Source organism: Eggerthella sp. AM16-19 (assembly GCF_003474385.1).
Classification (GTDB): domain Bacteria; phylum Actinomycetota; class Coriobacteriia; order Coriobacteriales; family Eggerthellaceae; genus Senegalimassilia.
Window position 1 is genome coordinate 24,922 of sequence record NZ_QUCY01000003.1, and the last position, 20,795, is coordinate 45,716.

The window sequence follows — 20,795 nt, forward strand, 5'->3', positions numbered from 1 at the left end:
TCTTGGTGTTTAACCCGCTCCCCCCGATATGCCCGGTTCCGAGATGTCGGGAAGCGCTTGGGACGTTCTTTTCCCGAAATGGCGCCCTTTTGCCCCACCCGTTTGCCCACCCGTTTTCGAAATTGCCTGGTAAACCACCCTGCTTCGTGTCTGCTGGTCGCTTTGTCCGCAGCCTATCCTTCGCTATGTCCTCCGCAAGGATGCGCGAGGATCTTGCATGGTTTCACGAGGGAGAGGAAGGGCCATGAGCAAAACGGATGTCTCTGGAAACGCCCAAAAAGGGCGCAAGGGACTCATCGTCACGGTTGTCGCGATCGTCGTGATCGCGCTTGCGGGTGCGGGCTTTTGGGTATGGCATCAGCAGCCGAGCTTCTGCAACGCGATCTGTCACAAGCCGATGGACCGTTACGTGGAAACATATGAATCCGGCAACTCGTCGATGCTGTCGGCGGTTCACGCGAAGCAGGGCAAAGTGTGCCTGGATTGCCATGAGGCGAAGCTCGACGACCAGGTCGCCGAGGCCACCGCGTGGGTGTCCGACGACTTCACCGACCCCGTTGCCGAGAATACGTTCCAATACAACGAGAGTTTCTGCCTGAACGAGTCGTGCCACAACATGACGCGCGACGAGCTCACCGAATCCACCAGCAATATGGCGTTCAACCCGCATGTGCAGCAGCATGGCGATATCGACTGCGGCGAATGCCATAAGGCGCATTCCGAGTCCGTGATGTACTGCACGCAGTGCCATGCCGAGGCCGAGGTGCCCGATGGCTGGATGTCGTACAGCGACTACATGAGCGCGAAGCAGAGCTAGGGGGAGCGGAATGACTACGAACGATATGACGCTTGACGCACGTCGCGGCCTGAGCCGCCGCCAGTTCGTCGGCCTTGCGGGCCTGGGGCTGGCAACCATCGCGCTTGGCAACCTGACCGGCTGCTCGAAGGGCGCTACGCAGTACGTCTACGATGTAGTAGTCGTCGGGTCAGGCGGTTCGGGTACCACGTCGGCCGCCTTCGCCGCTAAAAACGGCGCGAAGACGGTGTGCATCGAGAAGCTTGGCTGGCAGGGCGGTTCCAGCTCGCTTGCGCTCGGAACGTTCTACGGCTCGGGCACGGTGCAGCAAAAGGAGCTCGGCATCGACGACACCCCGGATGACTACTACAACTATCTGCTCACGCGCAACGCCGACAAGGTCGACTTGGCTATGAACCGCTTCATGGCCGACCACTCCGGCGAGACGATCGACTGGCTGCGTGAGGATCTGAAGGTCCCGTTCAAGGATGAGATCAAGGGCAACGGCAAGGACAAGGTCAAGCGCGGGCACATGTGCAAGAACAACGCCGACGATGCGCTGAAGGCCGTGACGCAGCTGGCCAAGGAGCAGGGCGTGGACTTCCATTTCGATACCGATGCAACCGCGCTCATCGTGGACGAGTCGACGGGTCGCGTCGTGGGCGTGCGTGCCGAAAAGGCGGGCAAGGAGGTCATCTACAACGCCAAGGCCGTCATCATCGCGTCGGGCGGTTTCTGCCGCAATCCCGAGATGATTGCGAAGTATTGCCCTGATTACGTTGGCGTTTACACGGAAGTGGGTATCGGCCTTGACGGTTCCGGGCTGCAGATGGGGCTGGACATCGGTGCGGCTTACACGGGTCATGGCGGCACGAACGGCATTTTGGCGTGTCCGGTCGAGCCTGGCCAATCCAAGTTGATCAGCGCCAAGGCGCTGTGGGTCGACTCGAAGGGCAAGCGTTTCGTGAATGAAGGCGGCCAGACGCACGACATCTATTATCAGGTGGCGCACTTCGATGACCAGCAGTTCTTCGCCGTGTACGACCAGGCAATGGTCGACGGCTTGACCGATAAGCTCAAGAAGAAGGTTGCTATGGGCCTTGAGCAGGGCATGTTCGCCAAGGGCGACACCGTCGAGGCCGCAGCGGCGCAGCTGGGCGTGGACGGCGCGGCGTGCTCCGAGACGCTGGCGGCGTACAACGAGATGGTCGCATCGGGCGCCGACACGCAGTTCAAGAAGGGCGCGGCGAACCTGGTGGCGTTGACTCAGGCGCCGTATTACCTGCTCAAGATGGGCGTGTGCACCCACGGTTCGTTCGGCGGCTTCGACATCAACACCGACTTCCAGGTGAAGAACGAACAGGGCGAGGTTATCCCCGGTCTGTACTCTGCCGGTGAGGTGTGTTGCGGTACCTTCATCTACGATGACTATCCGGCGGGTGGCTGCGGCTTGAACTTCGCCTACACGTCCGGCCGCTTTGCGGGCGCGAACGCGGCGAGCGAGGCGTTGAGCGCGTAAGGTTGTCGCAGCGGGAGTGCGCGGGCAGCGCGGCAGGGCTAGGCGAATCGTCGCATGGGGTTGTCATGTCGACGGAATGCGGCAGGGGTCAGCGAGCCGTTACGTCCTCGCAATCGTTTGCGCGGCATCGTCTCCGCCTGCGTGCCCGCGACTAGAGAAGAAGATGGCAAGTCGATAAGGCGCCGCGGTCCGGTCTTCGGGATGCGGCGCCTTCGTGGTTCCCGATGTGAATGGACTGAGGCGGGTTGTCGTGCTTTCAGCTTGCTGTTTACCCTGGCGTTGCGTTTACGTTGTTTATCGCGGGCTGCAGGAAACGGTATACTGCGGGGGTTGGAGAAGGGAAGTCCGGGAGAGGGCTCAGTGGGAAGCAAGTTTGAGAACATACGCGAAGTTCGCAGGACCGATGCCGACGGGTCGCGCGCAGCCGAAAGGGCGGCTGCGCGCACGGCGATGCATCAGGCGTTCGAAGGCTGTACTCTTGCGTTTTTCGGCCTTGCGGTGGTGCGTATCTGGATTCAGTGCAACCTGTACGGCAATTACATGCTGTCCGATGCCGGGCTGGTCAGCGTCGTCATCAACTTCGTGCGCATCGCGTTCACCGTTTTGCTGGTGGCGTTCGCCCTGCGTGGCTTGATAGGGCGTGGGTCCGCGAAGGCGCTCGAATGGTTCTCCGTTACGGCCATGACGTTGGGCAGCGTGCTGTTCTTCTTGAACGGGACGCTTGCTTCCGATGCGGTGCTGTACGCGGCGTGCACGTGCGCGGGGCTGGGCATCGTGTGGGGTGGCGGTATGTGGATGGCGTTCTACCTGCGTTTGCGTCCGCGAACGGCTTTGTTGTGCGCGTTGGGCTCGCTGGCATTGGGGTCGTTGGGCGGTTTCGTCATGGGCGCTTTGCCGCGCTCGACGTGTTATCTGGTCGGAGTGTTTCTGCCCACGGTTTCATACGTGTGCTTCGGGCGGTCGATGCGTATGGCTGACGAGCGCGGATGGCCGCAGGCTCCGGGCGGCATCTCGTCGTCGCGCGAGTGCCCCGGGTTTGCGATCGCCTCGAAGGCGTATGGAGCGGAATCGCGCGTCGATTTCTTGCGTTTGCTGACCGGATTGGCATTGTTCATGCTGGTCATGGGCGTGTCGCGAGGTTTTCCGTTCGGTGAATCGATCGCATTGCCGCTGGGGATGCAGTTGTTGCACCAAGGTGGCGTGGTCGTGCTGTGCGGGGTGTGGGCGTGGGCTGCGCTGTGCCGCGGCCGTGCTGTTTCGTCGGCGACGCTGTGGCGCTTCGAAGTGGTTGCGGCATCGGCGGGCGTGGTGCTGATGGCCACGCTGGAATGGTGGGGGCTTGCCGGCGGTGCGGCGCTCGTGTCCATCGCCAACACCATGACGCTCGGCATTTTGTGGGTCATCTGCTATGACATCGCGCGCCATTCCCCGTGGAACCCGTATGCGGTGCTCGGCGTGTGCTGGGCGGTGTTTCTGTTCTCGCGTGAAGTCGGGCGCTGGGGCATCCTGGTTTTCGCGCCGCAAAGCTCGGTGATGACGCTGTTGGCCGCATTGATGGTGTGCGTGCTGTCCATTTCCATCGCGGTGCTGCTCGGTGACAACGTTCCGCGCTCTCGAGCGTTGCTGACGGGCTTTCCCGGCGAGGAGGCCGGCGAAGGCGGGGCAGGTAGCGAAGGCGATGCGAGGCCTGCGGGTTGTGCCGCGACGGGTAGCGCCGCTGGTCGCACGGGCGTTGCGGCTGCCGGCAGCGAAGGCGATGCCATCGAGCTGCCGATTGCCGAGCGTTGCGAAGCGCGGGCGGAAGGCGATGGCAGGTCGGGCCTTGTGGGCGATGTCATCGAGTCGGAGCGGAATCGCGAGGCGGTCTTGCATGCGGCAGACGACGGGGACGTCGTGCGGTTGATCGCGGGGTTTGGATTGACGCGCCGTGAGGCCGAGGTGGCTCTTATGCTTGCAGAGGGCAAAAGCAAAGTCGCGATCGCGGAGCTGCTGGTGCTTTCCGAGAACACCGTGCGCAGCTATGCGAAAAACGCTTACATGAAAATGAACGTGCACAGCAAACGGGAGCTTCAGCAAACCATTCGCGAAATGCGCTAGCATAGCGCGGGCGCGGCCCTGAGCGCTTTTTTCACTTTCCTCACCGCTACTTGCTTCAATCAGCGAACAGGTGTACGATGTTTTTGCCGTGATGTTGCTGTGGGGCGGGCAACCCTTGTGGTAACTTGCGGTAGGCACACCACAAGGGGAATACGAGAAGCGAAAGAACGGTATGGCAAAAAGCACGGTCAATTACGGCAACGACAGCATCCGCCAGTTGAAGGACGAGGAACGCGTACGCCTTCGTCCGGCAGTCATATTCGGCTCCGACGACCTTGACGGCTGCGCTCACGCCGCGTTCGAGATCCTGTCGAACTCGGTCGACGAGGCGCGCCAGGGCTACGGCAATCTGATCACCCTTACCGCCTTCGTCGACGGCTCCATCCAGGTGGAGGACAACGGCCGCGGCTGCCCGCTTGACTGGAACCCCACCGAGAAGCGTTTCAACTGGGAACTGGTGTTCTGCGAGCTGTATGCGGGCGGTAAATACGACAACAACCAGGGCGGCGACTACGACTTCTCGCTGGGCACCAACGGCTTGGGCTCATGCGCCACGCAGTACGCCTCCGAGTACATGGACGTCACCGTATGGCGTGACGGCAACAAGTATCAGCTGCACTTCAAGAAGGGCAAGGTCGTCGGCGCCAAGAAGAAGGCCCTGCAGGTCGAGCCCACCGACGAGACGCGCACCGGCACCACCATCAAATGGCGTCCTGACCTGGAGGTATTCACCGCCATCGATATCCCTGACGACTGGTATCGCGAAACCATGCGCCGTCAGGCGGTGGTCAACGCCAACGTCACGTTCCGCCTTCGCATCGAGGGGCAGGACGGCGTCTTCTCCGAAGAGGAGTTCTGCTACCCCAAGGGCATCGAGGACTACGTGATGGAGAAGGTGGGCCACGACTACCTGACTGAGCCCTTCTTCATCCAGGCAGACCGCCGCGGCCGCGACCGCGATGACCTGCCCGACTACAACGTGAAGATCACCGCGTGCCTGTGCTTCTCGCGCACGTTCCAGATGCAGGAGTACTACCACAACTCGTCGTGGCTGGAAAACGGCGGCTCGCCGGAGAAGGCCGCGCGCAGCGCCCTGACCAGCGCAATCGATGCCTATATCAAGCAGCAGGGCAAATACAACAAGAATGAAAGCGCCATTAAATGGCAGGACGTTCAGGACTGCCTGGTGCTCGTGACCAACTGCTTCTCCACGCAGACGTCCTACGAGAACCAGACGAAGAAGGCCATCAACAACCGCTTCATCCAGCAGGCTATGACGGCGTTTTTCAAGGAACGCCTGGGCACGTACCTGATCGAGAACAAAGAGTCCGCCGACAAGATCATGGAGCAGGTGCTCATCAACAAGCGCTCCCGCGAGAACGCGGAGAAGACGCGCCAGAGCATCAAGACCAACCTGCAGCAGAAGACCGACATGGCCAACCGCGTGCAGAAGTTCATCGACTGCCGCTCCAAGGACAAGGGCCGCCGCGAGGTCTACATCGTAGAGGGCGACTCGGCAGCAGGCGCCATCCGCACGTCGCGCGACGCCGAGTTCCAGGGCGTCATGCCGGTGCGAGGCAAGATCCTCAATTGCCTGAAGGAGGATTACCCGCGCATCTTCAAGTCCGAGATCATCATGGACCTGCTGCGCGTGCTTGGCTGCGGCGTGGAGGTCAACGACCGCCGCATGAAGAACCTTGGCACCTTCGACCTGGACAACCTGAACTGGAGCAAGGTCATCATCTGCACCGATGCCGACGTCGACGGCTATCATATCCGCACGCTCATCTTGGCCATGCTCTATCGCCTGGTGCCCACGCTCATCCGCGAGGGGTTCGTCTACATCGCCGAATCGCCGCTGTACGAGATCAACTGCAAGGAGAAGACCTACTTCGCCTACACCGATCTTGAGAAGAACAACATCCTCAAGGAAATCGACGGGCAGAAGTGCTCCATCAACCGCTCCAAGGGTCTTGGTGAGAACGATCCCGACATGATGTGGCTCACCACCATGAACCCCGAGACGCGCCGCCTGATCAAGGTGGAGCCCGAGGATGTCGAGCATATGGAGACCATGTTCAACCTGCTGTTAGGCAACGACGACGAGGGCCGCAAACGCCACATCGCCGAGCACGGCAGGGAATACCTCGACCAGCTTGACCTGCAATAAGGCGCCTTTCGCAAGGCTGTTGAAGATCTAAACCGGCGGGCGCGCGCAAGACGGCGCCCGCCCATTCGCATCAAGGGGAGACCGTGGCAAGAAAGACCAAAGCACAACCGAAGAAGAAGCATGTGGACAACCCCAACGTGATCGGCCTGCACTCCGAGGTGTTGGAACAGCCCATCACGCAAACCCTCGAAGTGAACTACATGCCCTACGCCATGAGCACCAACGTGTCCCGCGCGTTCCCGGAGATCGACGGGTTCAAGCCGTCGCACCGCAAGCTTCTGTACACCATGTACAAGATGGGCCTGCTCAACGGCGCGCGCCAGAAGAGCGCCAACATCGTCGGCCAGACCATGAAGCTCAACCCCCACGGCGATTCGGCCATCTACGAGACCATGGTGCGCCTTGCCACGGGCAACGAGGCCCTGCTCACGCCCTTCGTGGAATCCAAGGGCAACTTCGGCAAGTACTACTCCGGCGACTTGAGCTACGCCGCCTCGCGTTACACAGAGGCGAAGCTCTCTTCTATCTGCGCCGAGATCTTCAAGGACATCGACAAGGACCCGGTCGACTTCATGGACAGCTACGACGGCGCCATGAAGGAGCCGCGCCTGTTGCCCACCACGTTCCCCAACATCCTGGTGTCGGCGAACAAGGGCATCGGCGTTGCCATGGCTTCCGACATCTGCGGCTTCAACCTGAACGAAGTGTGCGAAGCCACCATACACTTCCTTAAGGACCCGGACTGCGATTTGCAGAAATACATGCCTGCGCCCGACTTCTCCACCGGCGGCGAGATCATTTACCGCCGCGAGGAGATGGATCGCATCTACAACACGGGCTTGGGCAGCTTCCAGATCCGCTCGCGCTGGCGCTACCTGCCCGACGAGCGTATCATCGAGGTGTACGAGATTCCCTACACCACGAAAACCGACATAATCATCGAGCGCATCGTCAAGCTGGCGAAAGAGGGGAAGGTGCGCGAAATCGCCGACATCCGCGATGAGACCGACCTTTCCGGCCTGCGCATAGCCATCGACCTGAAGCGCGGCGTTGACCCTGAGCTGCTCATGGCGAAGCTGTTCCGTTCCACCACGTTGCAGGATTCGTTCTCCTGCAACTTCAACGTGCTGGTGGACGGGTACCCGCGCGTTATGGGCGTGCGCCAAATCCTGCAGGAGTGGGTCGCGTGGCGCGTGGATTCCACGCGACGCCGCATGAACTTCGACCTGGGGAAGAAAAGCGACCGACTGCATCTGCTGCACGGCCTTGAGGCCATTTTGCTGGACATCGACAAGGCCATCGCCATCATCCGCAACACCAAGCTGGAAGCCGAGGTTGTGCCGAACCTGATGAAGGGCTTCGGCATCGACGAGGTGCAGGCGGAGTTCGTGGCCGAGTTGAAGCTGCGCAACATCAACGAGGAGTACATCCTCAACCGCACGAAGGACATCGCGAAGCTGGAAGGCGACATCGCCGAGCTGAAAGAGGTCCTGGCCAGCGAGCGGAAGATCAAGCAGGTCATCAGCGACGAGCTTGCCGCGGTGAACAAGAAGCACGTCACGCCGCGAAAAACCGGCTTGGTTGAGCCGGGCGACATCGTGGAAGTCAGTCTGGAGCCCGAGGTGGAGGAATACCCCGTCACCATGATGCTCTCGCGCGACGGCTACTTGAAGAAGATGACCGAGCGCGTGCTGCGCAAGGCCACCACGCTGAAGTACAAGGACGGCGACGAGCCCTTTATCGAGTTCCCGTCGTCGAACACCCACGAGCTGCTGGTGTTCACCGACCAGCGTCAGGTGTACAAGTGCAAGGTGGCGCAGTTCGAGGACACCAAGTCGGCGCAGCTGGGCTCGTACCTGCCCACTGACCTGGGGATGGACCCTGACGAGAGCGTGACCTGGGTAATCGACCCCGAGGACTATAAGGCCGACGTGCTGTTCGTGTTCGAGAACGGCCGCGTGGCGCGTGTGGCATTGGCGGGTTACGAAACGAAGACCAATCGCAAGCGTCTGAAGAACGCCATCTACGGCGGCAGCAAGCTGTTGTTCGCAACTGTGCTGAAAGAGGATCGCGATTTGGCCCTAGTGTCAAGCGATCAGCGCCTGATCAACTTCAACACCTCGCTGCTGAAGACAAAGACCACCAACAGCACGCAGGGCGTTCTAGCTTTCACTGCGAAGAACGGCCGCATCGTGACCATGGTGGGCACGGCTGAGGAGTTCCTAGGCGGCACCGCCAGCGTGGAGAAGTTCCGCGCGGCAAGCCTGCCCTCCTCCGGCTCGCCCATGAAGGAAACGGACATGAAGAGCCTGTTCGATTTGGAAGAGTAATAGCCGGTGAAGCGGGGCGAACGCGCGGCGCGTTGGGCGTGCTGAGCGTGTTGGATGTGCCGGACGCGTTGGGCGCGGTGCGCGGCCAACGCGAAGGGTATGCCGAGTGCGCTGGATGCATTGGGCATTGGGTGCGCCGTGCGGGCTAGGCGAGAAGGGTGCGTTCGTCCTGGCAGGTGGGCGGAAAGCGGTTTGGAGGGGCATGGCATCGCAGGGTTACGAGATACGATTGTTCGACAAGCGGATCGCCTCGTTCACGTTCGAGACGAATTGCTTTGGCGAGTCGTGTGCCGTTGGCTTGCGCGTGGAGCCGGGGGCGGAGGAATTGCTGCCGCTGAATCTGGTGGGCTGCTCGAACGATATCGAGTTGCGGCGATTCCTGAACTCGCGCCGCATCCCGAAGAACCGCGCGTACGTCGAGCGCATCCTTGCACCGTTCGGGCTGCGGGCTTCTGACACGAAGGGCATCATCGATGTGACGAAGGGTATGTCTCTTAACGATCCCTATTGTGTTGTTCCCGCAGGTGAAGGGCCTTGCTTCGCCGAGTACAACTTGTTCGGCAACAGCTTTGATACGGTGCTTTCCGTTATCGCGTACACGGGGCGCATCCCCTCAAACCAGGTGGGTTCCGGCATTCCTAGCGAGTTGTCGCCTTCTGGGTCGTTTCCGAAGACGTGGCGCGTTGTCGACGATCGGCGCGTGCTTTACAAGGCGGCGCATGATGATGGCTTGGGGCTTGAACCCGTGTCCGAGTACTTGGCAAGTCAGGTTGCCGCTGCCATGGGATTGCCGCATGTTGCGTATGACTTGGACGTTTGGCAAGAGCGCCTATGCTCGACGTGCGTTTTGATGAATGATGCGGAAATATCGTTCGTGCCGTTCGCCCACATGCTTGATCGCGATGCGAAAGACGGCATGAACTTGGAGCGCGCATTAGCGTTCTTCGATGAGCTTGGCGAAGAGGAGGGGCAAAGGTTCCGATCCATGTTGGTGTTCGACGCGGTAATCATGAACCCCGACCGCCATATGGGCAACTACGGCGTTTTTCGCGACAATCACACTGGGCGAGTGTTGGGCTTTGCACCCGTTTTCGACAACAACTTGGCACTGCTTCCGCAATATGGTATGGAATCGCTTTCCGAGGAGCTGCTGCGTGAGCGCTTTGCTGCTACACCAGGCGCGTTCGGCCCAACGGCTTATCAGCAAGCATGTGCAGCATTGGGACCGCAGCAGCGAGAACGGCTTGAACGTTTGCATGATTTCGCGTTTGACGATGCAGCGTTGGCGCGCGTGGGGCGGCAGAGGGATGGCTTTGCGTTCCCGAAGCAGCGTTTGCTTACGCTCGGGCGTGCTGTTCGGGAAAACGCCGCCACGCTGTTGAAGGGCTGATGGTAAGGGGCTGCCTTTCCGGTGTTTCGTCAGGTGCGTTTAATCGGGGCCGTTGCCGTGCTGTCGGCGTGCTGCCGGCGTGCTGGCAGGCGGCCGGTGGCTGCCCGTCTGCGCTCATTGTTGGGTTGCCGGTGTGTTGAGAAATGAAAATCCTGCATTTCGTAGGATTTCTGGCTTTAGAAATTACGCATTTCGTCGGAAATACGGCTGTGAAAAATCTGCATTTCGTAGATAATGATATAAAGTAAATCCTGTATTTCGGAGGATATCCGCTAAAAACGCCAGGTAGGTGAGCTATATGCTGAAGCGTAAAATCACAGCAAAGCTTGAAGCGTGGAAAACGATTGCGCGCGAAAAGGCGTTGCTGATCGTCGGTGCACGTCAGGTGGGCAAAAGCTTCGCCATCCGTGAATTCGGCAAGGCGAACTACGCGCGCTACATTGAAATCAACCTGTTCGAGGACAAGCGTGCACGCGAAGCTTTAAGCGCGGCTTCCGACGCCAATGACTTCATTTCGCGCGTCACGGTGCTCTCAGGTCAGGCCATCGTGCCTGATGATACGCTTGTGCTCATCGACGAGATTCAGGAAGCTCCCGACGTTGTTACCATGGCGAAGTTCTTGGTGGAAGATGGGCGCTGCGACTGGGCGTTTTCCGGTTCCATGCTGGGAACGGAGTTCAAGGGCGTGCGCTCATACCCGGTGGGTTCCGTTCACGAACTGCCTATGCATCCGCTAGATTTCGAGGAGTTTTGCTGGGCCATCGGCGTGAGCGGAGAGGCGCTTGAGTCAGTGCGTCGTTGCTGCCAGGATGAAACGCCGGTCGAGGCCTACATCCACGAAGCGCTCATGGCGAATTTTCGTACCTATATCGTCTCGGGCGGTATGCCGGAGGCGGTGCAACGGCTTGTCGACTCCGACGGCGACATTGCTTCCGTTCGCCAAGTGCTTGAGGGCTTGAACAGGCAATATCGTCGCGATATCTCGAAGTATGCCGCCGTGCGATCGCTGCAGGTGCAAAGCATCTTCGATCAGCTTCCCGTTCAGTTGGAGGGCGAAGCGCGGCGCTTCGTGTTGAACTCGGTTGATCCGCAGGCGCGTTATGAGAAGTACCAGCGCGATTTCGTTTGGCTGACGAATGCGGGTGTGGCGCTGAAAACCGATCTGGTTGATGAGCCGAAATCGCCGCTTTTGAAGACCGCAAACCCTATGAAGTTTAAGCTGTACCAGTCCGATACGGGCATGTTGATGGCGCGTTATCCTATTTCGCTGGCGCAGGCTGCGTACTTGGATGAGAAGGATCCGAACCTTGGCGGCGTGTACGAGAACGTTGTGGCGCAGCAGTTGACGGCGCAGGGCCATCAGCTCTTCTATTACCAAACGCGCAAACGCGGCGAAGTCGATTTTGTTGTGGATGCGGGCAACGGTAAAGCGGTGCCCATCGAGGTGAAGTCTGGGCGCTACTATCACGCCCACGCGGCGCTCGACCACGTGCTGGAAACCGAGGGGTACAACGTTGACCTGGGCATTGTCTTGTCGCGCGGCAATATTGAGCGGCGTGGCAAGGTGCTGTACCTGCCACTGTATGCGTTGCCGTTCTTGCCGCTGTATTTGGGGGCTCGCGTTCCGAAGGGGTTCAAGCTGCAGGTAAGGAAGGTGTAGTTGGTGCCATGGTGTCGCGCCGCTGGAGCTTGTGCAGGTTGGGCGTCGTATCGATGTCGCCTGAGAATGGCGTTGTCGGTGTTTGCATTTGTCGCATGGGCTCATCCGCTTTCGCCAAGACAAAAATGCGGGGTTTGCCCGGTAGTTTGCGGTCGCGGAAGGCGGAAAACGCTTTTGTATAGGCGCGTTGTCGGCGTGGTGGGATGATTCGGGCGTTTTTGCTCGGGGAAAGGCGGCGAGATGAAGGTGCTGCATGTTTCCGATTTGCATATCGGAAAGCGCGTTAACGGCATATCGATGCTGGACGATCAGCGCTATATTCTGCGGCAGATACTGGACATTGCGGAGAAACGCCAGGTCAGCGTGCTGCTGATTGCCGGCGATGTGTACGATAAAGCATCGCCGAGCGCCGAGGCGGTCACCGTGTTCGACGCGTTTTTGACCGATGCGGTGGCGGCGGGTTTGCGCGTGCTGGCCATTCCCGGCAACCATGATTCGGCCGAGCGCATCGCCTACGCGCAGGGGTTGCTGGAAAAGCAGGGCGTGTGCCTGCCCCCGGTGTATGCGGGCGAAGTTGAGCGGGTGGAACTTGAGGATGAGCATGGGCCGGTGGAGTTCTGGCTGCTGCCGTTTCTGAAGCCCGGTGACGTGCGCAGGTTCTTTCCCGATGAGGAAATCGGCGACGACTACTCGGCCGCGCTGCGCGCGGTGTTAGGCGCGTGCGCTATTGACCAGAGGAAACGCAACGTTGTGCTGTCGCACCAGCTGGTGACCGCGTGCGGCACGGCGCCCGATCGCGCCGACGATGAGATCAAACTGGGCGGCATGGACAACGTGGATGTGTCGGTGTACGACGCGTTCGACTATGTGGCGCTTGGTCATGTGCATCGCCCGCAGCGCGTGGGGCGCGACACCGTGCGCTATTCGGGCTCGCCGCTGAAGTATTCGTTTAGCGAAGCGCGCTATGGCAAGAGCGTGGCGCTGATTGAGCTGGGAGAGAAGAAACCGGGCGACGACGTGGGCGAATGCGTGTCGTTCGAGCTGATCCCGCTCGTGCCGCTGCATGACGTGCGCGAGGTGCGCGGCACGCTGGCCGACGTGTTGGCCATGGGCGCTGCGGCGAGTGGTTCGCTGGCGGATGCTGGGGTGCTCGCTGGCGGGGCTGATGGCGAAGCAGGTGCGCTAGGCGAAGAAGGTGAAGGGGCGGCACTGGTCGATGGCGTGCACGGCGCGTGCAATGAGGCCGCGCCCCTCGCCGCGGCGCGCGATGCTTCGCAAGATTACCTGCACATTACGCTCTCCGATGAGCATCCGCAGCTGGACGCCATGGCGAAGATCCACGAGGTGTTCCCCAATGCCATGATGTTGGACTACGACAACGTGACGGTGCTGATTGACCGCCCGCAAACCCAGCAGCTTACGGCCGACCCCGACAGCATGGACACGCTGGACCTGTTCAGCGCCTTCTACGAAAGCCAGGTGGGCAATCCCCTGGATGATGAGCAGTGTGATTTTGCGCACAAGCTGATTGCAAAGGTTGAGGACTCGGCCGCAAAAGGCCCCGATGGGCAGGAAGAGGGTGCGCAATGAAGCCGCTGAAGCTGACCATGTCCGCCTTCGGGCCGTATTCCGCCGAGACGGAAATCGACTTTCGGACGCTTGGGCGCTCGGGCGTGTACCTGGTGTGCGGTGACACGGGCGCGGGCAAAACCATGATCTTCGACGCCATTTGCTTCGCGCTGTTCGGCGAGGCAAGCGGCGACAGTCGAAACGGAGCCCGTTCTTCCGCAAGTTTGCGCAGCGATTTCGCCGATCCGGCAAGCAAAACGTTCGTTGAGCTGGAGTTCTCTTACCGCGGGCAAACCTATCGCGTAAAGCGCAATCCCGATTACGAGAGGGCTAAGAAGCGCGGCGAAGGCACTACGAAAGAGCCGGCGAACGCTGAGATCGAGTTGCCCGACGGGCGCTGCATCGGCGGCGTGCGCAAGGTGAACATGCAGGTGGAAGAGCTGCTGGGCATCGATGCGAACCAGTTCAAGCAAATCGTCATGTTGGCGCAGGGAGAGTTCCGCAAGCTGCTGACAGCGGACACGGCAACGCGTGAGGGCATCTTCCGCAAACTGTTTGCCACGCAAAAGTACGAGATGCTGCAAGATCGCCTGGGCGAGGAGTGTCGCAAGCTCGAGCGCGAGAACGAAAAGCTGAAAAGCGATGTTTTGCGGTGCGCGCAAACCGTCCGTTTTGCGCCGCAGGATGCGCGCGAGGAGGAGCTTGACGAGCGTCGTCGCAGCGGGGCGCCCATGGGAGCATGGCTGGTCGAGCTGCTCGAGGGGCTTGTGGCTGGCGACAAGGTGGAGTCCGAGCAGCTGCACAAGCAGGTTGAGGAGCTGCGCCGTAAATGGGCAGACGCTAACGCGCTGGTGAAGCAGGTGGAGAACCGCCCGCGCTACGAGCAGGAACGTGCGGCGCTCGCCGAGGAAGTCGTTCAGCACGAGGGGCGGACGGAAAGTTTGCAGACGGAGTTGCAACAGGAATGCGCACACGATGCCGAGCGTCTGGAGGCAACCGAGCGCGCAGCGGTGATCGAGGGGACGTTCGCTAAATACCAGGCCTTGCAGCGCGCTGACCAGGCGGTTTCTGCCGCGAAAGAAGCATTGCTGCGTGCCGAGCAGGCTTCCAAGGCAGCGCAGGCAGCCGCCGGTAAGGCGGAAGAGCAGCGGGTGCAGGCGGCGCAGGCCGTGGAGAAGCTTGCGGGCTCGGACGTTCGCCAGGCACAGGCGAAGGCCGCCTTCGATGCGGCGCAGCTGCGCGCGAATGCGGCGGGTGAGGCGCTTGCGGGCGCAAAAGACCTTGCGGCCAAGGTTGCAACGGCGCAAAAGGCTCAAAAGCAGGTGCAAACCTTGCTGGAGCAGGAAGAATCGTTGGTTGCTGCCGAGCGCAAAGCGCAGGATGCGGTGGCGCAGGCCAAGGCGGCAAGTGAGTCGTTCGTCGGCGCGGACGTTGCGCTCAGCGAAGCGGGCGCCGCGCTCGAACGCGCTATGCGGACCGAGCAGGATGCTTCCCGGGCGGTGCAGCGTCGTGGCGAATTGCAGCAGGCGGCTCAGGCGGTGGCTGAGCCGCATCGTCGTGCTGTTGAGCGGCTCAAAGCTGCGGAGGCCGTTCATGATAAGGACCTGGCGCAGGTGCAGCAGCTGCAAAAGGCCCAGCGCGCGGGTCGCGCGGGTCTGCTTGCAGCTGATTTGCAAGACGGTTCGCCCTGCCCCGTGTGCGGTTCGGTGCATCATCCCATGCCGGCGCAGGCGACGGGCAGCATCCCGAGCGATGATCAGATTGACAAGGCAACTGCCGCTGAGGTTGCGTCGAAAAAGGCCGTTGACCAGGTGGCGCGCGAAGCTGAAGGCGCCAAGACTCGTTGTGAGGCCGCGCAGCATACGCTCGACGAGTTTGACAAGGAACACGGCGGCGAGCAGAACATAGCGCAAGTTCTTGTGCAGGCGCGCGATGGCGTTGCAGCCGCAAAACGCGCGAAAGCCGACGCGCAGCAACGCTGCGACGAGGCGGCGCGTGTCGCGAAGCTGCTTGCCGAAGCCGATGCGGCACACGAGCGTTCCGTGACGGCGTTGTCGCAGGTCAAAGACGCTCGTCAGGCCGCAGAACGTGATCACGCGTCGGCCGATGCCGAGGCGCGTGCCCTCAGGGAGCGCCTGGCGGTCGTTTCCGTAGACGAAGCCCAGCGTGCGTTGGAGAACGCGCAACACGATGCGAGCGTTGCACAAACCGAGCTGAACAACGCCGAGCGTGCGGTTTCCGCATTCGCCGCCGCGCAACGCGGCCAGCATGCTGCGGAAGAGGCCGCGAAGCAGGCGGCTGAGCAGGCGCGCAAGGCCGAGGAGGCGCTGCGAAACCAAGCGCAGGCGCAGCAGCTTGCCGAGCAGGAGGCGAAGCATCTGCGCGCCGACCTGGACTTTTCCTCGCTCGAGGCGGCGCAAACCGAGGCGGCGCGACTGCGCCAGCAGGCGGACGCTCTCAAGCGCAGGCGCGATGCGGCCCAGCAGGCGGTCGAGCAAAATGCTCAGCAGCTTGCAACCAAGCGTGAGCTGCTGGTCGCGAAGGACAAGCAGCTGGCCGAGCTGCCCGCCGGCGACGCCGCCGCAGCGGCCAAGGAGCGCAACGACTACGAGGAGCAGGGCAAACTGGCCAACGAACGCCTTGGCGCCGTGAACCTGCGCGTTTCCGCGAACGGGGAGTGCCTCGAGCATCTGCGCAAAACGTTGAAGCGCGCAGGCGACATCGAGGAGCGCTACGGCCGGATCAAGCTGATGGCCGATGCCGCGAACGGCAACCTGACCGGGCGCGCGAAAGTCCGCTTCGAGGCGTACGTGCAGGGCATGTACTTCGATAAGGTAATCGCGGCGGCCAATCAGCGGCTGCGCGTGTTGACGGCGGGCCAGTTCGAGCTGGTGCGCTGGTCGGAGTCGGCGGGCAATTCGAAGGCCGGTCTGGGGCTGTACGTCATCGACAGCTTCACGGGGCGCGCCAGGGATGCGTCGTCGCTTTCGGGCGGTGAATCGTTTCAGGCGTCGCTGTGCCTGGCGCTGGGTCTTTCCGATATCGTGCAGGCGCACGCCGGCGGCATAGAGTTCGACACCATGTTCGTGGATGAGGGCTTCGGCTCGCTCGACCAGGGCGCGCTAGGCAACGCCATCAGCCTGCTGTCCGACCTGTCGGGCGGTAACAAGCTGGTGGGCATCATCAGCCACGTGGAGGACCTGAAAGCGAACATTCCCAAGCGCATCATCGTGACCAAAACCCAATCCGGTTCCACCGCAAAAGTGGAAGCCTAAGGGCATTGCAAATGAATCGACGGCTTTTGCGCTAGGCGATGCCTGGCGCAAAAGCCGTCACGTTTAGGCCGGGCAACACCCGTCGCAAAAGCCGTCGAGATCAGGTCGGGCAACACCTGCTGCAAAGGTCGCCTGATTCAGGTTCGCTAGTGTCTTCTGCCGCACCCCTCGATGGTCAAAACTTGCATCAGCTGCAAGTTTTGACCATGCCATCGACGAAACTTGCAAATCCAACAAGTTTCGTCGATGTGCGCAGTAGGCACCGACGGCGCGCAGTGTGCCGGACGTTTAGGGTCTGACAGTTAGTGCTACGTCCCCTAAATGTCAGACCGGGCGGCAAGCGTCAGACCGAAAGGCGCTGGGCGGCTTTCCCGGCTCTACCTATGCAGCAGGAAATCGATGACGTTCACGATCTCGATGCCATCGATGTCCGCGGGATAGGTTCCTTCCGCGACCACTACGATTTTGCGGTATTCGTCCCCGATGCGCTTGAGGGGCGCAAGTTCGCGCCGCATGGTTTCCTCGTCGCGCATGTCTTCGGTGACCTGGACGTACATTTTCTGGCGAGGCTTTGTGGCAACGAAATCGACTTCTCCGCCCCGCAAATGTCCCACTAGCACGTCGTAATCATCGAAGACAAGCTGGTTGTACACCAGGTTTTCGAGCACACGCCCGGTGTCGGTGTTTCGGTAACTGTCCAGGTAGCTGCGCATGCCTGCGTCTGCAATGTAGTACTTGCCGCCCGTTTTCAGCAGCTCGCGTCCTTTAATGTCGTAACGCTGCACGCGGTTGAACAGATAGGCTTCCACAAGCGTGGAAATATAAAAATCCGTAGTGGCCCTGTTGGTCGACTCGCCGTCCGCCTTCAAAGTGCCCGCAATCTTGTTCGAAGAGGTTTCGTTTCCGATATTGTCGGCTAAAAACGCGCAAATCCGCTCAAGCACGGAACGATTGCTCACAGCCCGCAAGCCTTTTCGCTGGGCGCGCGTCATGATATCGCGAACGATGATCGTCTGGTAGATGCTGCGCAAGTATTCGCGATGTTTCGCCTCGTCAGGTTCTTGAAGCGCAAGGTAGGGGAAGCCGCCGAACATGCGGTACTGGTCGAACAAGCTGGAAAGGGTGGCGAAGGAACCGTCCGCGAACAGGGCTATGTCGGAGCCGGTTTTACCGGCGGGTTGCCACGATGCGCCACGAAAATCCAGGTATTCGGCGAACGTGAGCGGCTGCATGGCGATTTCGACGTAACGACCGGAGATGAGCGTCGCAAGCTCGCTGGACAGCAAAAACGCGTTCGACCCGGTGACATAGATGTCGCAATCGGCGTCTACACGCAGCGCGTTGATCGCCTTTTCCCATCCTTCGACGTTTTGCAGCTCATCGAAGAACAGATAGGTATGCGGCTGACCTGCGATGCGGCCGACCACAAGATCGTAAAGCTCGCGATAATCGGCGATGCTTGCAAGCTCCATTGACTCCATTTTGAACGTGAGCAGGCGATTCTTGGGAACGCCTTGCGCGGCAAGGTGCTCCCGCATCATGTCAAGCAGGGTCGATTTCCCGCAACGGCGAATGCCCGTGACCACTTTCACCAGGTCGGTGTCTTGGAACGCGATAAGCTTGTCCAGGTATTTTTGCCGAACGATCATACGGCCCACCTCCCAGTCGATTCCTTGCGTTATGGACACGATAGTCAAAACTTGCATCTGCTGCAAGTTTTGACTATGCCATCGACGAAACTTGCAAATCCAACAAGTTTCGTCGATGCGCGAGAGCGCCCGAGGCGTAGTTTCGCTTCAAATGATGCATCGACAACGGAAGTGAAACGCAATTTGCTTCCGCTGATACGCATCTAACAGAAGCGAAACACGATTCACTTCCGTAAAGCCTTACCTAACGGAAGCGAATCGTGTTTCGCTTCCGTTAGGTAAGGCTTTACGGAGGCAAACTCCCATCGATTTCCTTAGTTGAAGCCATGAAGGAATAGTGCGGGCACGTTTGCGTGTCGGATACGTTGGCTGGACGCATGATATTTAGGGGACGTGGCTGGCACGCCTCAGGTCCCCGCGCCCTGCTTGCGTCAATACCCGAAAGCGGGTGATTCCTTTCACCTGGTGTTTTACCGTATGATAGGCGAAGCGAAGGGGGGATTATGATCGGTGAGATAAAAGCGAACGCCCGCTGCCTGGGATGGGGATTCTTGCTGGCATGGGTGTTTTGCGCGTTCTATTCCGGGTCCATGGACGGGTCGTCCATGGTGGTCGACGCAATGGGAGGCGGCGTTGCCCGGCGCCTGGCGGTGAGCGTGTTGCCAGTCGGTTCAGCGGTGGTGTCACTGATCGTCATCGTTGCGGCGGAGCGCCGGCTCGGCCCGCCGACGAACTGCCGCGCGCTCGTGGTTGCCGCGCCATTAGCGGTGGCCGTTGCCACGCCGATGCTGTTCCTTCCGGTGTACGGCTTCGCCGCAACGCCGCTTTTGTTCGCCGTATCGGCAATCTTCACGGGCGCGGGCAGCGCACTGATGTGGGTGATGTGGGGCCAGCTGTACGCACGCTTGCCGCAAGACGCCGTTGAATCGTGCGCGCCGGCGTCTGCGTTCGTGGCGGCGCTGCTGTCGATTGCCACCATGGCGGTGCCTCACGGCGCGTCGATTGCGCTTGTTTCGATATATCCGCTTATCAGCGGCGTGTTGCTCTGGCATGTTTGGCCCGAGGTCAGCGCTTCTGCCTCGGCAGACCATGCGTCTCTGCCGGCAGACCCGCTTCCGTTGCGCGAAGCGTTCGGCTCCATGGGCCGCGAAGCGTTCGGCTCCATGGGCCGCGAAGGCTTCGGCATCTTGGCGGCGTGCATGTTCGTGAGCATCGAGGGTTCGTTTTGGGCGTCGTCCTCGGCCGATGCGTCCCATGCCGTGATCATCTTCGTGGTAAGCGCCCTGTTCATGGCGGTGGTTAGCGTGTCTGCAACCGCCGGGCCGCGCCGCGTGTCCCTGTCGTTCGCGTATCGGTGGATGTGCCCGCTTATGGTCGCCGGATTCGCCGCGATCATCGTGCTTGGCGCGAAAACGGGGGCTTTTGCGGCGGCGGGCGTGGGCATCGCGTCGCGTTTCGCGTTTTGCGTCATCACGCAGATGTACTTCGCGTCCTACGCCGCCCGCGGAGCGGCCACCCCGGTGCAGTCGTACGCCGTGGGCTGGCTGTTCGTGCATGTGGGCGATTTGCTCGGCCTGCTGGTGTCGTTTCCCCTGCAGGACGCGATAGGCGCTAGCGTCATCGAGCCTTCCGGGGCAGCGGCGGTGCTGATTGTCGCGTTGGTCGCCGCGGTCATGCTGGCGCTCAACGACGAAACCAGGTTTTTGTCCTGGGAAACACCCCAGTCTTATGCGGGTGCGGTTTGCGCGGCGTCGGCTCCGGCGGCGGGCATGGATGCGGCAGTGGGCGCCGGTGCGGGCGCGTCAACGGGCGCTGGTGCAGCCGTGGACATCGGCACGGTGGATGCCGCGGGCGCAGCTGGCGAAGCGAAGGCCGGACATTTAGTGCTACGTCCCCAAAGTGTCAGGGGTGCGGGCGGGGAAGGCGAAGGCGCGGCTGGCGAAACGGGCGTGAGTGCGCCGGTTGCCGTTGGCGCTTCTCCTTCCGCCATCTCCTCGCAAAACCCTCAGCCTGTGGATTTCATCGGGCAGCGGGTGGCGCTTTTGGCTCGCGAGCATAAGTTGACGCCGCGCGAAACCGAGGTGTTCGGGCTTTTGGCGCACGGGCGCTCCATCCCATACGTCCGCGACGCCCTTATCATCAGCCGCGACACGGCTGCCACGCACGCGAAGCATATCTACGCGAAGCTCGACGTGCACTCGCGCCAAGAGCTCATCGACCTGGTCATGAGCAACGAGCTGTAGCCCCAAACGCAAAAAGGGACGCCCCGAAGGACGCCCTCTTTTGCGGTTTCGCAAATCGCACAAATCTCGCCGCGCGTAAGAGCACGGGGTGATCCCG

At 60.9% G+C, this 20,795-nt stretch carries 11 protein-coding genes; 10 read left to right on the top strand and 1 reads right to left on the bottom strand.

The features are described 5' to 3' along the window. The first annotated feature begins 244 nt into the window (after window positions 1-244). The 9 genes from DW178_RS02110 (at window position 245) to DW178_RS02150 (ending at window position 16,806) form a co-directional block, all read left to right on the top strand. Window positions 245-817, top strand: a complete 573-nt coding sequence (locus DW178_RS02110; RefSeq protein WP_118349465.1) for a cytochrome c3 family protein — start codon at window positions 245-247, stop codon at window positions 815-817. A 10-nt stretch (window positions 818-827) separates the two neighbouring features. Further along, window positions 828-2,315, top strand: a complete 1,488-nt coding sequence (locus DW178_RS02115; protein ID WP_118349466.1) for an FAD-dependent oxidoreductase — start codon at window positions 828-830, stop codon at window positions 2,313-2,315. 360 nt (window positions 2,316-2,675) lie between these two features. Then, window positions 2,676-4,412: a helix-turn-helix transcriptional regulator gene (locus DW178_RS11375; protein WP_286168463.1), complete on the top strand. Its 1,737-nt coding sequence runs from the start codon at window positions 2,676-2,678 to the stop codon at window positions 4,410-4,412. 172 nt (window positions 4,413-4,584) lie between these two features. Further along, window positions 4,585-6,582, top strand: a complete 1,998-nt coding sequence (locus DW178_RS02125) for a DNA gyrase/topoisomerase IV subunit B (RefSeq protein WP_118349467.1) — start codon at window positions 4,585-4,587, stop codon at window positions 6,580-6,582. 83 nt (window positions 6,583-6,665) lie between these two features. Beyond that, window positions 6,666-8,912 carry a DNA gyrase subunit A gene (locus tag DW178_RS02130; protein WP_118349468.1) on the top strand — a complete coding sequence of 749 codons (2,247 nt, stop codon included), beginning with the start codon at window positions 6,666-6,668 and terminating at the stop codon, window positions 8,910-8,912. A gap of 202 nt (window positions 8,913-9,114) precedes the next feature. After that, window positions 9,115-10,302, top strand: coding sequence for a HipA domain-containing protein (locus DW178_RS02135; RefSeq protein ID WP_118349469.1), 1,188 nt, complete (start codon window positions 9,115-9,117; stop codon window positions 10,300-10,302). A gap of 298 nt (window positions 10,303-10,600) precedes the next feature. Beyond that, entirely contained in the window at window positions 10,601-11,962 is a 1,362-nt protein-coding gene (locus DW178_RS02140; RefSeq protein WP_118349470.1) for an ATP-binding protein, read from the top strand. A 240-nt stretch (window positions 11,963-12,202) separates the two neighbouring features. Further along, window positions 12,203-13,552, top strand: a complete 1,350-nt coding sequence (locus tag DW178_RS02145) for an exonuclease SbcCD subunit D (protein ID WP_118349471.1) — start codon at window positions 12,203-12,205, stop codon at window positions 13,550-13,552. Continuing rightward, window positions 13,549-16,806, top strand: coding sequence for an AAA family ATPase (locus DW178_RS02150; RefSeq protein ID WP_118349472.1), 3,258 nt, complete (start codon window positions 13,549-13,551; stop codon window positions 16,804-16,806). The genes DW178_RS02145 and DW178_RS02150 overlap by 4 nt, the downstream gene beginning before the upstream one ends. A 377-nt stretch (window positions 16,807-17,183) precedes the next feature. Here DW178_RS02150 and DW178_RS02155 read toward each other — a convergent pair whose 3' ends face one another. Continuing rightward, a complete protein-coding gene (locus tag DW178_RS02155; RefSeq protein WP_118349473.1) occupies window positions 17,184-18,455 on the bottom strand; it encodes an ATP-binding protein in 1,272 nt (423 codons plus the stop codon). Between the two features lie 503 nt (window positions 18,456-18,958). On the opposite strand from DW178_RS02155, the gene DW178_RS11380 reads away from it, so the two are divergent. Then, window positions 18,959-20,698, top strand: coding sequence for a response regulator transcription factor (locus tag DW178_RS11380; protein WP_286168464.1), 1,740 nt, complete (start codon window positions 18,959-18,961; stop codon window positions 20,696-20,698). Window positions 20,699-20,795: the final 97 nt, after the last annotated feature.

Coding starts and splice junctions, on each gene's coding strand:
- DW178_RS02110 (WP_118349465.1), top strand. CDS start 245: ATGAGCAAAACGGATGTCTCTGGAAACGCCCAAAAAGGGCGCAAGGGA.
- DW178_RS02115 (WP_118349466.1), top strand. CDS start 828: ATGACTACGAACGATATGACGCTTGACGCACGTCGCGGCCTGAGCCGC.
- DW178_RS02125 (WP_118349467.1), top strand. CDS start 4,585: ATGGCAAAAAGCACGGTCAATTACGGCAACGACAGCATCCGCCAGTTG.
- DW178_RS02135 (WP_118349469.1), top strand. CDS start 9,115: ATGGCATCGCAGGGTTACGAGATACGATTGTTCGACAAGCGGATCGCC.
- DW178_RS02140 (WP_118349470.1), top strand. CDS start 10,601: ATGCTGAAGCGTAAAATCACAGCAAAGCTTGAAGCGTGGAAAACGATT.
- DW178_RS02145 (WP_118349471.1), top strand. CDS start 12,203: ATGAAGGTGCTGCATGTTTCCGATTTGCATATCGGAAAGCGCGTTAAC.
- DW178_RS02150 (WP_118349472.1), top strand. CDS start 13,549: ATGAAGCCGCTGAAGCTGACCATGTCCGCCTTCGGGCCGTATTCCGCC.
- DW178_RS02155 (WP_118349473.1), bottom strand. CDS start 18,455: ATGATCGTTCGGCAAAAATACCTGGACAAGCTTATCGCGTTCCAAGAC.
- DW178_RS11380 (WP_286168464.1), top strand. CDS start 18,959: ATGATCGGTGAGATAAAAGCGAACGCCCGCTGCCTGGGATGGGGATTC.